18 protein-coding genes are annotated in these 14301 nt (G+C 55.7%); 15 read left to right on the forward strand and 3 right to left on the reverse strand.

Annotation, left to right across the window (positions count from 1 at the left end; genetic code table 11):
• Positions 1-3 precede the first annotated feature (3 nt).
• The 3 genes from JJE36_01285 (at position 4) to JJE36_01295 (ending at position 4120) form a co-directional block, all read left to right on the forward strand.
• Entirely contained in the window at positions 4-810 is an 807-nt protein-coding gene (locus JJE36_01285) for a tryptophan synthase subunit alpha (GenBank protein ID MBK5210950.1), read from the forward strand.
• A 130-nt stretch (positions 811-940) separates the two neighbouring features.
• On the forward strand, positions 941-3622 hold the full coding sequence (locus JJE36_01290) for a GNAT family N-acetyltransferase (protein MBK5210951.1): 2682 nt from the start codon (positions 941-943) through the stop codon (positions 3620-3622).
• 48 nt (positions 3623-3670) lie between these two features.
• A complete protein-coding gene (locus JJE36_01295; protein MBK5210952.1) occupies positions 3671-4120 on the forward strand; it encodes an OsmC family protein in 450 nt (149 codons plus the stop codon).
• Positions 4121-4203: 83 nt separating this feature from the next.
• Here the strand turns inward: JJE36_01295 and JJE36_01300 are convergent, their stop codons facing one another.
• Positions 4204-4689, reverse strand: a complete 486-nt coding sequence (locus tag JJE36_01300; protein ID MBK5210953.1) for a TM2 domain-containing protein — start codon at positions 4687-4689, stop codon at positions 4204-4206.
• Between the two features lie 89 nt (positions 4690-4778).
• Positions 4779-5213: a hypothetical protein gene (locus JJE36_01305; protein ID MBK5210954.1), complete on the reverse strand. Its 435-nt coding sequence runs from the start codon at positions 5211-5213 to the stop codon at positions 4779-4781.
• Positions 5214-5327: 114 nt separating this feature from the next.
• Between JJE36_01305 and JJE36_01310 the strand changes: the two genes are divergently transcribed.
• The 12 genes from JJE36_01310 to JJE36_01365 all read left to right on the forward strand — a co-directional run bounded on the left by JJE36_01310 (position 5328) and on the right by JJE36_01365 (position 13613).
• Positions 5328-5903, forward strand: a complete 576-nt coding sequence (locus JJE36_01310) for a methyltransferase domain-containing protein (protein ID MBK5210955.1) — start codon at positions 5328-5330, stop codon at positions 5901-5903.
• 80 nt (positions 5904-5983) lie between these two features.
• On the forward strand, positions 5984-7195 hold the full coding sequence (locus JJE36_01315; GenBank protein ID MBK5210956.1) for an aminoacetone oxidase family FAD-binding enzyme: 1212 nt from the start codon (positions 5984-5986) through the stop codon (positions 7193-7195).
• Entirely contained in the window at positions 7188-8852 is a 1665-nt protein-coding gene (locus tag JJE36_01320) for an FAD-dependent oxidoreductase (protein MBK5210957.1), read from the forward strand. Before JJE36_01315 ends, JJE36_01320 begins: the two co-directional genes overlap by 8 nt.
• Positions 8849-9604: a TerC family protein gene (locus JJE36_01325; GenBank protein MBK5210958.1), complete on the forward strand. Its 756-nt coding sequence runs from the start codon at positions 8849-8851 to the stop codon at positions 9602-9604. The genes JJE36_01320 and JJE36_01325 overlap by 4 nt, the downstream gene beginning before the upstream one ends.
• A gap of 176 nt (positions 9605-9780) precedes the next feature.
• Positions 9781-10086 (forward strand): winged helix-turn-helix transcriptional regulator, encoded by a 306-nt coding sequence (locus JJE36_01330; GenBank protein ID MBK5210959.1) that lies wholly within the window; start codon positions 9781-9783, stop codon positions 10084-10086.
• 71 nt (positions 10087-10157) lie between these two features.
• Positions 10158-10400, forward strand: coding sequence for a TM0996/MTH895 family glutaredoxin-like protein (locus JJE36_01335; protein MBK5210960.1), 243 nt, complete (start codon positions 10158-10160; stop codon positions 10398-10400).
• A 27-nt stretch (positions 10401-10427) separates the two neighbouring features.
• Positions 10428-11396 (forward strand): permease, encoded by a 969-nt coding sequence (locus tag JJE36_01340; protein MBK5210961.1) that lies wholly within the window; start codon positions 10428-10430, stop codon positions 11394-11396.
• A 67-nt stretch (positions 11397-11463) separates the two neighbouring features.
• Positions 11464-11862 (forward strand): carboxymuconolactone decarboxylase family protein, encoded by a 399-nt coding sequence (locus JJE36_01345; GenBank protein ID MBK5210962.1) that lies wholly within the window; start codon positions 11464-11466, stop codon positions 11860-11862.
• Positions 11855-12826 (forward strand): cation transporter, encoded by a 972-nt coding sequence (locus JJE36_01350; protein ID MBK5210963.1) that lies wholly within the window; start codon positions 11855-11857, stop codon positions 12824-12826. The genes JJE36_01345 and JJE36_01350 overlap by 8 nt, the downstream gene beginning before the upstream one ends.
• 62 nt (positions 12827-12888) lie before the next feature.
• Positions 12889-13176, forward strand: a complete 288-nt coding sequence (locus JJE36_01355; protein MBK5210964.1) for a hypothetical protein — start codon at positions 12889-12891, stop codon at positions 13174-13176.
• Positions 13177-13258: 82 nt separating this feature from the next.
• Positions 13259-13453, forward strand: coding sequence for a thioredoxin family protein (locus tag JJE36_01360; GenBank protein MBK5210965.1), 195 nt, complete (start codon positions 13259-13261; stop codon positions 13451-13453).
• Positions 13428-13613 (forward strand): hypothetical protein, encoded by a 186-nt coding sequence (locus JJE36_01365; GenBank protein MBK5210966.1) that lies wholly within the window; start codon positions 13428-13430, stop codon positions 13611-13613. Before JJE36_01360 ends, JJE36_01365 begins: the two co-directional genes overlap by 26 nt.
• A gap of 38 nt (positions 13614-13651) precedes the next feature.
• Here the strand turns inward: JJE36_01365 and JJE36_01370 are convergent, their stop codons facing one another.
• Positions 13652-14293 carry a MarC family protein gene (locus tag JJE36_01370; GenBank protein ID MBK5210967.1) on the reverse strand — a complete coding sequence of 214 codons (642 nt, stop codon included), beginning with the start codon at positions 14291-14293 and terminating at the stop codon, positions 13652-13654.
• Positions 14294-14301 lie beyond the last annotated feature (8 nt).

A 14301-nucleotide genomic window follows, 5' to 3' on the forward strand; every position in this document is an offset into this window, starting at 1 on the left:
CGAATGCAGGACGAATCGAACCGCGATGGCGCACAACGTCTGGGGAGGGCTTTTTCAAAAGGTCACCCGGCCCTTGTCACGTATCTGATGGCCGGTTATCCGACGCGTGAGACCTCGCTCGCCTCGTTGCACGCTCTCGCCGATGCGGGAAGCGATCTCATCGAGCTCGGGGTGCCGTTTGCCGATCCCTTGGCTGACGGACCCGTGATTCGGAATGCCGCCGATAAGGCGCGTCAAGCCAACGAGGGAGGCTTCGGCCTGGCCGAGACGATTGCCTTGGCAGCCGATTTTCTCAAAGAAGCCGGCCCCGATGCGCCTCCCGTTGCGCTTATGACCTATCTGAATCCTTTGATGCGCATGGGATTGCCGAAGGTTGCCGATGCCTTGCGTGCGGCCGGAGTGGGGGGCGTCATCGTTCCCGATATGCCTCCCGAGATGGCGGGGCCTTGGTTACGTGCGGCGCACGATCTCGACACCGTTTTCTTGGCTGCTCCGACATCGACTCCCGCGCGACTCGAGAAGGTGGCCTTGTATTCGAGCGGTTTCGTGTATTGCGTTTCGAGTCTGGGGGTCACCGGTGAACGATCGGAGTTGCCGGAGGAACTCACGGCTCTCGTATCACGTGTGAGAGATGCAACTGTATTACCGGTCGCAGTCGGTTTCGGAATCTCGACGCCTGAACATGTCGCGGCAGTTGCACGGATTGCCGATGGAATCGTGGTCGGCTCGGCATTGGTGAAGCGTCAAGACGATCCATCCGAAGTTTTTTCCTTTGCTTCCGAGCTTGTCAAAGCCCGAGACATCTCATAAAAGATGGCGAAAAGCACGTTTCGTTGTCCGTTTTCCTCGTTGACAAGGGGAACGATTTATTTGTAACATTAACTGATACGTCGGCATTGACGAATAGGTAAAGTCCACTCTACTAGTAATGGGTAGGTCTATGAGTAAACACGATTTAGACAAGCTGTTCAATCCGAAGAGTATTGCCGTAATCGGCGCCTCAAGCAAGAAAGGCTCGGTGGGACATATCCTACTGAGAAATATCATCACCGCTGAGTATGACGGTGTGGTATTTCCCGTGAATATCACGGCGCCGTCAGTACAAGGCATCAAAGCATACCCGTCAATCAACGACGTTCCGAGCCAAGTCGACTTGGCGGTAATCGCCGTTCCCGCAAAGGCCGTTCCCGCGACCATTCGCCAGTGCGGCGAAGCCGGAGTCGGAGCAGCCGTTATCGTGACGGCGGGCTTCAAAGAGGCCGGTTCCGCGGGGCTGAAGCTTGAACAAGAAGTTAAGGCAATCGCCGAGGAGTACGGCATTCGCATCCTCGGGCCGAACTGTCTGGGCTATGCGAGACCTCCTCTCAACATCAACACCACATTCGCCAACATCGTTCCCGGCAGCGGGCGCGTCGCTTTCATCAGCCAGTCCGGTGCGCTCGGTACGGCGATTTTGGATTGGGCGACGGCCAACAACGTCGGTTTCAGTGCATTCGTCAGCGCCGGTGGAATGACCGATGTCGATTTTGGCGACCTCATCGATTACTTTGGTGACGACCCCAACACCACGAGTATCATCATGTACATCGAATCGATTACCGATGCGCGCAGTTTCATGAGCGCTGCTCGTCGTTTTGCCAAGAGCAAGCCCATCATCGTCGTCAAAAGCGGACGTACCGCGCGCAGCGCCTTGGCGGCCGCAAGTCATACGGGCGCGCTCGCTGGAGACGATACACTTTACAGCGCCGTATTCCGTCGCGCAGGTGTCGTACGCGTCGATGAGATTTCCGACCTGTTCGACTCGAGCGAGGCGCTCAGTCGCGTCAGCAGTCCGAAGGGCAATCGCCTCGGCATCGTCACCAACGCGGGCGGTCCCGGAGTCATGGCCAGCGACAGACTTATCGGACTCGGAGGAGAGCTTGCCGAGATTGCACCCGAGACCGATGAGCGTCTTCGTGCGGTACTCAGCGACTTCAACGCGCGCGGCAACCCCGTCGACGTCGGCGGAGACGCTTTGCCCGATCGTTTCGCTGCCGGAACGCAGGCCTTGATGGATGATCCCAATTGCGACGGTGTTTTGGCGATTCTCACGCCCCAGGCGACAAGCGACCCCACGACCACCGCGCACCTGCTCGTCGAGGTGGCGCGTTCCAATGACAAGCCTCTCCTCACTTCTTTCATGGGCGAGATCATGGTCAAAGAAGCCATCGAAATCTTCCATAAGGCACATGTTCCGGTTTTCGCCACTCCCGAGGATGCCGTCAAAGCGTACATGAACATGTATGAGTACACGCGCAGTCTCGAGACTCTCTACGAAACTCCGGCAGACATTCTGCCCGATTTCGAGCCCGATCGCGATACGGTCAAGGGTATATTCAAGCAGGTTGCCGACGAAGGACGCTCGATTCTCAGCGAGTTCGAGGCGAAAAATGTTTTGGCTGCTTATCAAATCCCGGCGGTAAAGACCGTCATTTGCACCAGTGCCGAGGCTGCGGAAAAAGCCGCCGAGGAAATCGGGTTCCCTGTTGTCCTTAAGATTTTCAGTAACGATATCACGCACAAGAGCGACGTCGGCGGTATCGCGCTCAACGTACGTTCCGCTTCCGAGGCCGGCATCCAGTTCTCGAAGATCATCGATCGTGTCAAGATTGCTGCGCCCGATGCCGAGATTATCGGTGTGACGGTCCAAGAAATGAGTCGTGGCGGTCATGAGGTCATCGTCGGTGCGAAACAAGACCCGACATTCGGTCCTGTCGTGATGTTCGGTATGGGCGGAACGGGCGTCGAACTCTATCGCGACATCGCCGTCGAGTTTCCGCCGCTCAACCAAGCTCTCGCTCATTCCATGGTCAAAAGAACCAAAGTTTCAAAACTCCTCGAGGGGTATCGCGGTTCGGAACCGGTCGATATGACTGCGCTCGAGCAGGTACTCGTCAAGGTGAGCTATCTCCTCGTCGATTTTCCTGAAATTCTCGAGATGGATATCAACCCGCTCCAAGTACGCGCAGACGGCCTCTGTGCTCTCGATGCCCGCATCGTCATCGATGCTGAAAATGTCGACGGCGATACGGTTCCCGGCGCGCATCTCATCTTGCCGATGTATCCGAGCACGTATAAGTGGAACCTTACGGAAGGCGACGAGCAGTTCGAAATCCGTGCCATCAGGCCCGAAGACGAGTATTCATGGACTAAGATGATCGAATCACTTTCACCGACGACCGCCGAGTATCGTTTCTTCGGTTCGGTCAATGAAGTGACTAAGGCGATGCTCGTACGGTATTGCCATATCGATTATGATCGCGAAATCGCGCTCGCCGTATTCTCCAAACCGAACGCCGGTGGGGAGAAGCAGATGATCGGAGTGGGACGCCTCACGCTCAAGTCGGCCGATGCGACCGAGGGCGAATTCGCCGTGCTCGTCCATGATAACTATCAGCGCAAGGGCATCGGAAAGAAGTTGGTCGAGGTGCTTATCGAGGTCGCGCAGGACCGCAACCTCGAAGAGATTCACGGTGATGTCCGTGCCGATGACCCTTCGATTCCGATGTTCACCGAAAGTCTGAGGTTTAAAGTCGAGCCCGGCAAAGAGTTCAGCATGCGTCGTTTGGTGTACAGATTTTAATTCACAAGAGTCGGCTGATACTCAAGCTTGGCAGGTAGGGAGTCGAAGATGGATAAGATAACAGCGCGTTGGACGGCTAATCGTCAGTTCGTGGGCAGCGATGAGAACGGACATGGAATAGTTCTCGATACACCTCCGAGTGCTGGAGGGGAGAACACCGGTTGGCGTCCGCTTGAGCTTGTTTTGTTGGGACTCGCCGGTTGTTCAGGAATCGACATCATCTCGATTCTCGAGAAAAAGCGTGAAGACGTGCGGGGCTTCGAGGTCGAAATCACCGGCGAGACGTATACGGCTGATTATCCGCATTACTACGAGGCTATCGAGATAACCTATTTCGTGACCGGTGTCGGTGTGGGCGAGAAGGCTGTCGCGCAGGCAATCGATTTATCGACGCAGAAGTATTGTTCGGTCAAGGGTTGCCTTGGACCGCAATGCGTGGTCACCACCAAGTTCGAGATCAGCGAGTTCGAGCCTCGAATCGGCCCGAACCACCGGTGACATTCAAAATTCGCTCTGCTAAAAGGCCGGAAACTATTCAGTTCCCGGCCTTCTCAGTAGATGCATACGTGGTTTTTGCGACGCTATACGATGATGTTGCCATTCGCGTCCGCCGGTTTAATGAGCGCGATTACGCCTTCGATCAGGCCTGCGATGGCAGGTAGGCCCGTCCAGCAAAATACCAAGTAGAGTATTCCCATTCCAGTTTTCCCGGCATAGAATTTATGAACGCCTATGCTGCCCAACAATATGGCGAGAAGGACGTACGCGACTTTATTGACGACTTTACCGGTCTGAACATAGGTCGGACCCGAAACGCCTGTCGTGTTGTTGTCGTTGGAAATGGTGATGTTGATGCCTTCGCCGGCCGGTTTGGTTTCTTTTTGTGCCACAGGCTCCGGCTTGGGCTCGGCTTTGACGACTTGAACTGAGATTTCATTGGAAAAAATTTCGACCCGATCTCCGACCTCAGGAACAAAATTACAGTCCTCAAGCCGTACTTCCCTCAAAGAACCGTCATCCTGTCCGATTTTAACCGTCGTATCCGATACTGATATAATCTTTGCCATTGTCCCTCGCCCCTTTGTTTGGATAATATTTCGCGTTCATTATACCAATATGAGTATTCAATCGTGTTGCCCAATTGGAAATTGACTAGCTATTGTTTGAGGCCGTCGATCCCGTCGGTGACGCCGGTTTGTTGAGATACAGGCACCTCTGTCAGCAGTACATTTCCCGCGCTATCCTCCAGGTAACTCTTTTTCCCGACGATCGCATATTTTGCAACCTGGGTCTCGAGCATCTCGATAATAGGTTCGCTGTTGTCATCCGGAGCGCTATCGAGAAAGTCAACGTTCTTGATGGATAGAGGCCGGACCCCTTTGGAATCGGCCTCGCCGAGAACATATCTTCCCGTTAGTGTGTTGATGTCGATATTTCCGGCAACGATATTCGCACCCTCGAAAAGTATCGTGGCGCCCCCGCCGGTGAACTGTTTTCCGCCGATTCCGATATCTGCCTTTTTGTTCCCGCAACCTGTCAAAAGCGCGAGCATTGCCACGGACAATGTAAAAAAGATGAGTAGTTTCTTCATTTTGCTCCCATCGAAAATATTTAGCCACGTAGCTAGAATACTCTTGTTATTGAGGTATTCTAGTAGCTCATGGAAACAACTCGGGTGCGCCGGCGATTGTTCGGAAAGGTTTACATGGATTTCCAGAAATTCGATACGAAAAAAATCAAAAAACTCGATGATAAGGCGCGTTTTGAGACTCTCGTGCCGGAGCTCATGTGGGAGGCACTTGGAAGTCCGGACCCGCAAGACATAGTCGACATCGGTGCCGGAACCGGGCTCTTCTCGGCGCGTTTTGCCGAGATGGCGCCGAATGCGCAGGTATATGCAGTCGACATTGAGGCAGTTATGCTCGAATACATTGCAGAGAATACTCCATCCTCGCTCAAATCCCGTATCACCACCGTGCAAAGCGCTGAGGTGATCATTCCTCTCGATACCGAAACGATGGATATTGCGGTGATGATAAACCTGCATCATGAGTTGGCCGATCCTTTGGGCACATATACTGAAGTATTACGCATAGTGCGCCCGGGCGGTAAACTTCTCATCGTCGATTGGGCGCAAAACGATTTGCCCGGCGGCCCACCGCAAGATATTCGCGCCACTCCCGAGTCGATTATCGAGCTGCTCATGCACATCGGCTTTGATTCGGCCACCGTTCACGCCGGTCTACCGAAGCATTCGATGGTGACGGCCGAAAAGCGGTAGCCGCTCAGAATCATCGCAAAACAAATGCCTTTCGGGCAAACGTAAACCACTGCTGCCGAATCGAGTGGAAAGGGGAATGGATGTCGAATCCGAGTGTATTGGTCGTCGGCGGAGGAGCGTCGGGTCTTGCGGCGGCGATTTCTGCTGCACGCTCGGGCGCAGACGTCACGATTCTTGAAGCGAATACCCGACTCGGCAAAAAGATATTGGCGACTGGAAACGGTCGTTGCAATCTCACGAACACCCGATTGTCGCTTGATGCCTACAACCATTCCGACTTCGTCGCTCCGGTTCTCGCACGATATTCCTGCGATGATATCCGTGCATTTTTCGACAGCCTGGGCCTCCTCACGTATGCGGATGAGCAGGGGCGCGTGTATCCGATTACAAATAGTGCCAACTCCGTGCTCAACGTTTTACGACTCGAGTGTAAGCGGCTCGGCGTGAAAGAGCGCAGCGATTTCGAAGCGGTATCGGTTGAAGGAAAGTCGGCGGGAGCACCGGTCGAAAAAGGCTTTGCGGTAACTGCACGCGGCGGCGAAAAAGTCGTCGCTGATGCGCTCGTCATCACTGTGGGAGGCGGTTCCTCCATCCTTGCCGACAAGGGATATTCGGAAGAAAAATTCATGCCGATTCTTTGCCCGATAAAAACGGAAACGCAACTCATCCGAGGGCTATCGGGGATTCGTGTAAAATGTGTCGCTTCGATCTTGTCCGCCGACGGCGGCGAGACGGTTGCGTGCGAAACTGGTGAACTTCTGTTTCGTGATTACGGAGTCAGCGGCATCATGGTTTTCGATCTCTCTCGTTTTCTTGTGCCTCATGCGTTACTTTCGATAGACTTTTTCCCCGACACATCGGCAGGCGAACTCGTGGACGCGCTTTGCGCACGGCGCGCCGCTTTTCCCGAAAGAACGGCCGAGTCTTATTTTGAGGGTATGCTTCATTCGCGCCTCGCAGAGGTCGTATTGCGTGCAGCCGGCATAGAGTCGAATGTGCTTTCGGAGTACTTGCCGAGTGAAAAACTCGCCGGTTTGTTGAAAGACTTCAGGCTACGCGTGCTCGGACTCGGTGATGCGAAGCAGGCGCAAGTCACTCGGGGCGGCGTATCGGTTGCTGAGTTTGATTCGCGCACGATGACCTCAGAGCGCGACGAGGGACTGTTCGCAGCCGGCGAAGTGCTCGACATCGATGGAAGATGCGGCGGATATAATCTCCATTGGGCATGGGCCTCAGGCCTTGTCGCCGGAATGGGCGCCGCACGATTCGCAGCCGGGCACCATCATGATTGAGATACGAAACCTCAAGTTTCCTCTCGCAGTTTTTGCTCCCGGTAACGAGGCTGAACTGGAACAAGTCGCCGCAAAGCGGTTGGGGATTGTTCCGGAGCATATCGAGAGCATCAAATTACTCAAACGGTCGATCGATGCACGCCACAAGACAGACATTCATTTCGTCGTCACGCTTGGAGTGGTGCTCAAACAAAGCGCCGACTCTCGAGAGGAAGCCGAAAGACCGAACGAGGAGTCTCTCGTAAGGCGGCTCGGTGACGCTGAAGTTCTGCTGTCAACGCCCATGCAGCCTTCCGTTCTCCCGGAGCTGAAGACTCCCCCGCGTGTGCGCCCCATAGTAGTGGGGACCGGTCCCGCGGGGTTGTTTGCCGCTTTGTCACTGGCACGGGCCGGCGCACGACCGATTGTTCTCGAGCGCGGGGCGACTGTCGAAGAGCGTATGAGCGCAGTGAGCGCATTCGTCCGTGAGGGAACGCTGGACGCTGCTTCCAACATTCAGTTCGGCGAGGGCGGAGCCGGTACGTTCTCCGACGGGAAACTGACGACGAACACCCATAATCCCCGGTGCCGTATCGTTTTGGAGACATTCGTCGAGGCCGGGGCACCTGAAGAAATCTTGTGGCAAGCAAAGCCGCATATCGGCACGGACCTCCTCACGGGTGCGGTGATCGCCATTCGCAAAGAAATCGAGCGACGCGGCGGAGAAATTCGCTTCAAGACACGACTCGACGAGATCCTTATTAATGAGCGAAGTGAGCTCGAGGGCATCATCGTGGAGGGTGAGGATGGTCATCGGGAAGAACTGCCCGCTCAGGTGCTCATTTTGGCCACGGGCCATAGTGCGCGTGACACCTTCGAGATGCTTCATCGGACCGGCGCCGACTTGGCGCAAAAGGCGTTTTCTCTCGGTGTGCGAATAGAGCATGACCAAGAAATGATCAATCGCGCACAATACGGCACGGCGGTCGGACACCCGGCGCTCGGTGCCGCAGATTACAAGCTGTCATGTCATCTGCCATCGGGTCGAAGTGTCTATACATTTTGTATGTGCCCGGGCGGAGAGGTCGTGGCGGCTGCAAGTGAGCCCGGCGGTGTCGTCACAAACGGTATGAGCCGGTTCGCGCGAAGCGGTGCGAATTCAAACGCGGCATTTCTTGTGAATGTCGTCCCCGGTGATTTCGAAAGTCAGCATCCGCTCGCCGGGATTTATTATCAACGCAAATGGGAACAAGCGGCTTTTGAACTCGGTGGGAGAAACTTTCATGCCCCGGCGCAGCTTCTCGGAGATTTCATGCGGGGCGAGGCATCGTCGGGTCCCGGCGGTGTAGCACCGACGTATCCTCTCGGGGTGCGCTATACCGATCTTTCGAAATGCCTCCCGGGTTATGTCGTGGATTCATTGCGCGAGGCGGCCCCGATTTTCGATCGTCGTTTGCGGGGCTTCGCGACAAGAGATGCCATTCTCACCGGAGTCGAAACGAGATCCTCATCTCCGGTTCGTGTGGTGCGGGACGAGTCGTTGCAGTCGAATTTGCGTGGCGTATACCCGTGCGGAGAAGGTGCCGGTTATGCCGGCGGCATTATGTCGGCGGGAGTCGATGGCATTCGCTGTGCCGAAGCCGTATTACATCATTTCAATGAAAGGATTTATGAATGAATGAGTTGTTTTCAATACAGTCCGTTGTGATACTTTTCACGTTGATCGTGCTCGAGTTGGTACTGAGCGTCGACAACATCATTTTCTTGGCGATAGTCTCTCAAGGCGCTCCGGCCGATAAGCGATCGTTTACGAGGAAAGCCGGTCTCGGTTTGGCGTTGCTCGGTCGTATCGTTATGGTGCTCGGCATATCGTGGTTGCTTCGCCTCGACATGCAGGTATTTGCGATTTTTGGGCATGCGTTCAATGCAAAGCAACTCATATTGCTAGCCGGTGGCTTATTTTTGACGTTTAAGTCCGTCACCGAGATTTACAAGGCAACTGAATTGAGAGAGACGGATGAAGACGAAGCGAATGAAAAGCCAGCCGGAAGCGGAGCCTTGGTGGGAGTTATCCTCCAAATCATGATTATCGATATGGTGTTCGCCATGGATTCCGTGCTCACTGCGGTCGGTCTCACGAAGGAATACATTTTGATAATAATAGCGATGACCGTCGCCATAGTGGGCATGATGTTTTTTGCCGAAGTACTTTCGGAATTCATCGAGCGCCACCCGTCGCTTAAAATGCTCGCTTTGGCATTCTTGGTGTTGGTGGGAGTTTTGCTCATCGCCGATGGCTTCGGTGATGAAATCAATCGAAACTATGTGTATTTCGCCATTTTGTTCTCACTTGCCGTCGAAGCACTCAACTTCCGTAGGCAGGCAAACCTCCAGCGAGAAAAAGATACACAGGGACCGGCGGGAATCTAGTCGGTGAGGGGGGGCATCCAAGAATACCATTCGTTCAATTTGCTCATGTCGTTTGCTTGACTCATCATGATTTCGGTGGTAACTTTCTATTAGTTCGAAAATGTTCGAACTAATAGATTGAATTTATATTCAATGTCAGTGCAGGCAAAGGAAATGGAATGCGGGTAGGTGATGAAATGATGTCCGACATCGATACATGCGATGCTATTTTTAAAGCGCTCGCCTCAAAACATCGTCGAGATATCCTTCAGATGTTAAGCGATGCGGCGCACGCAGGTGAAAAGACCTGTTGCGCACCTGAAGAGATATGCGCCTGTAAAGTATCCGAGCGGATCGGACTTTCGGCTTCGACTATTTCACATCATATTTCAGCTTTGCGCGATGCCGGTCTCATATTCGAGCGCAAAGACGGATTGTGGTCGTATTATTCATTGAATCGCGACACGTTGAAAATCGTCACAGACTTTTTAAACAAACTGTAGTTCAAAACTTGATCGGCAGTCGCACCATGCTGCGATATTAGTTCTATAAAATTCGAAATAGGAGGAATCAGATGGAAATCAAAGTATTGGGAACGGGATGTTCGAAATGCAAGAAGTTGGAGGCCGTGGTGCAAGAAGTTATTGCAAAGACCGGGATGACAGCGCAGGTGTTGAAAGTTACCGATATTCAAGAGATTATGAGCTTCGGCGTCATGTCGACTCCGGCGCTGGTGATTGACGAGAAGCTCGTTCTCGCGGGTCGCGTCCCATCCTACGACGAGGTCGTGACTCTTCTGTCTCGCCCAACGGCATAGCGCTCAACAAATGATTGGAGCATTGCGATGGATCCGTTCTACCCACTTCAGCTACTGGCCGATTGGCTGACCTATACCGTGTTCGGGTTGGATAAGACCGGCAAACTCGGCCTGTCGCTCGACTTCTTCCTGTTCGACGTGCCCAAGGTGCTTATCCTCCTTGCCGTTGTCATCTTCTTCGTCGCGATCATCCGGTCGTTCTTCCCGCCGGAGAAGACTCGCAAGCTCCTGTCGCACTCCAGGCTCTACGGAGGTAACATCGCGGCGGCGCTGCTCGGCATCGTGACGCCGTTCTGCTCGTGTTCGGCGGTCCCACTGTTCATCGGTTTCGTTGAGAGCGGCGTGCCGCTGGGCGTGACGTTCTCGTTTCTGGTGGCGAGTCCGATGATCAACGAGATCGCGATCATCTTGCTTTGGGGCCTGTTCGGCTGGAAGATCACGGTGCTCTACATAGTTTCCGGTCTGCTCATCGCAATTACGAGCGGCATCATCATCGGCAAGCTTGGACTTGAGAGCTGGGTGGAGGAGTACGTCTACAAGATCCGGATGGGTGACGCAGGCGAGCTCGCCGAGCAGACCTGGCCGGAGAAATTCAAGTACGCCAGAGACTACGTTGGAGAAATTGTCGGGAAGGTCTGGCCCTACGTCGTTGTCGGTATCGCACTCGGTGCGGTCATGCACGGCTACATCCCCGCCGACTTTCTCGCGAAGTACGCGGGGCCGAGCAATCCGTTCGCGGTGCCGATCGCGATACTCGTCGGCGTGCCTCTCTACAGCAACGCTGCCGGTGTCATCCCGCTCGTGAGTGTGCTGGTGGAGAAGGGTATGGCGATGGGCACCGTGCTCGCCTTCATGATGGCCGTCGTCGGCCTGTCGCTTCCCGAGGCGATTATCCTACGCAAGGTGCTCAAGCCCAAGCTCATCGCTGTCTACTTCGGCATCAACGCGATCGGCATCATGGCGATCGGCTATCTGTTCAACGCGGTGCTGCACTAGACGCGGCGCTTCGATCCCCCCTCAGCTACACGCCGGAATGATCCGGCCAGACAGAAGGAGTACAACCATGCATGACCACACCGAGGTACCGACCGCTGAGCAGGTCTTGGCGAAGATGGCGCAGGAGATGGGCGGGACGCCTGAGACCATGGCGTTGCTGTCTAAGATCAAGCCGTCCATGGTCGTGGAGCAGGCGCGGAGCAAGCGCTTCGCCAGCGAAGGCAGTTCGATCCCGGACAAGTACCGTCAGCTCATCGCGATTGCCGCGGTCGCCGGCAGTGGCACGCCGTCGTGCCTGAAGGTCCAGATCGAGCAGGCGCTCCGACAGGGTATCGAGCCCATCGAGATAGTCGACGCGCTCGTCGCAGCGCGGTTCGCGCTGGCCTCGACAGTGTTCTCGAACTCGCTCGACGGGCTGCGCATCCTAGTGGACTCCCTCGGTGAGGTATCTGCCGACAATGCCTGACGACCACGATCACGCCGGACACGATCACGCCGGTCACGACCACGCGGGGCATGCTCACGTGCACGCAGCGCCGGACACCCTGGGCGCGAAGCTGCTCATCGGTGTCGCCATCAACCTCGGGATCTTCGTCGTCCAGATCATCGGCGGCCTACTCGCCAACAGCCTCGGCCTGCTGTCGGACGCGGCCCACAACCTGAGCGATGTCGTCTCGCTGCTGCTGAGTTACGGCGCCAACCGGGTCGGCAAGCAGGCCCCATCACCCGCTCACACTTTCGGTTTTCGACGTGTTGAGGTCCTGGTCGCATTCTTCAACGCGGCCGCGTTGATCGCGATTGCCGTGTTCGTTGCGTTTGAAGGGATCTTGCGCCTGCTTCACCCCGTTTCGGTTGGCGGCGCGACGGTCATGTTGGTGGCAGGCGTCGGGATGCTTGCAAACACTGCGGCCGCCTGGCTGCTCAAGGGTCACGACAGCCTCAATGCCCGAAGCGCGTTTCTCCATCTCGTCGCCGACGCGGTCACTTCGCTCGGCGTCGTTATCGGCGGCTTTCTTATATGGGCGTTTCATTTCAATGCGGCTGATGCGCTCGTTTCGATCGCACTGTCGATCTGGATGGTCAATGAGGCATGGGGCATCGTGAAATCGAGCGTCCATATCCTAGCGGAGGGCTCACCCGAGGGTCTCGACTTCTGGGAGATCTCCGAGGCGATGGAGGCCGAGGTCGGGGTGAAGGGCGTGCATGCGCTCCACGTGTGGTCGATCTCCTCGACCGAGGTCGCCCTCTCCGCGCACCTCGAGGTCGACGACGGACGGCTATCGGATGTCACGACAGTTGTGCGTACGGTCAAGGAGATGCTCAAGGAGCGCTTCGGGATCGGTCACCCCACGCTCGAGGTCGAATGTGCGGTGGGAGGTTGCGCCGGAGGCATGTGCGCACTGGCGGTGCAGGACGGCGAGAAGAAGTGAGTACCGGGATCTGCGAGAACCTGTGTCCCCAGAAGGCGATCGGGAAGGACAAAGGAATAGCGATGACAAGCACCGACTACATCTTACCGGGCATCACGGCCGCGCTGCTCGCTAAGGGAGCTCGGATCGGCGTCGTCGTAGCCATCGTCTCGACTTGGGCGATCAAGCTGCCCATGATCCAGCTCGAACTGCGGCTCTTCGGTTGGAAGTTCACGCTGCTTTGCGAAGGGCTTCTGTTCGTGTCGGCGTTCATCATGGCTCCTCTGATGGAACTCATTATCGGCAAAGACTGGGGAGCTCGTTTTCGCGACGCCTCTCAAGAAGAAGCGAGCACAATGGCGGACATGTGACAGGTTGAGACACGAAGGGGTGTTAGATTGAACACAGAAGACACAGGTGTACCTGTCCGCAAGACCCTGCAGCTGCACTCTGGTGCGCGACGACCCTGTTGCGGTATACGATACCGCCCTGAAGACGGGCAAGCCGATCTACGTGCTCTTCCACTCGCTCACGTGCGACCCATGCATCCAGATATCCGCTGTCGCTGACCAGGTGGTTATGGAGTATGAAGGCAAGGTGACGTTCGTCAACGCCATCACCGATGACGCCGATGGAGGCGCTCTCTGAAGGCATCGGGCGGGTGCGCGCCGATGTCGCGGTCGAGGACATCGGCGTCGAGGATGAGGAGCACGGGGTCGTCGTGGGTTTTCGAGGATCGCCGACCGTGTTGATCGACGGCAGTGATATCGAGCCTAATCCCCAGACGCCGCTCGGGTCTATGGGTTGACGGCGCTACCGGGTTTCCGCACGCTGTTCGGGACCATCCTAGTATCCGAACAACTTGAGCGCTCCGCCGATTCCTTTGAGGAGCAATTGTACGCCCACAACAGCAAGAACCAGTCCCATGAGCCGATTGAGCGCGCGAGTGCCTGTGCGCCCAAGCCAGCGAACGAGTGGTTTGCCAAACACGAACAGCAGGTATGTGACAACGCACAGCACGCCGAACGCCGCGATCGTCAGCACGACTTTGATGGGATCGCCGTGCCCGGTGTAGCTCAGAGCCGTGGCGATGGTACCGGGGCCGACGAGGATGGGGACGGCCAGCGGAGATATAGCCATGTCCAGCGTGGTAGTGAAGTCCTGAGAGTCCATGCCATGCAACCTCGGATTCTGAATGGTCGACGAGTCGCCCTGAAGCATCCGGAAGCCGATGACGAACGCGATGGAGCCACCGGTGAGCTGAAGCGCGCTCACCGTGATGCCAAGAATCTCGAATATGACGTTACCGGTCACACACAGGACCGCGATGATCACAAAGGCCACAACGACCGCCCTGAGCGCGATCGTCTTGCGCATCTCGTTGGTCTCCTCACTCGTGATGCTGAGAAACATCGGCGTGCTAGCGATCGGATTCGAGATGGCCAGAAAGCCTGCAAAGACCGTTACCGCGAAGCCAAAATAGTTCACTGGATGAT

It is taken from the genome of Coriobacteriia bacterium (genome assembly GCA_016649875.1).
Classification (GTDB): Bacteria; Actinomycetota; Coriobacteriia; order WRKU01; family JAENWW01; genus JAENWW01.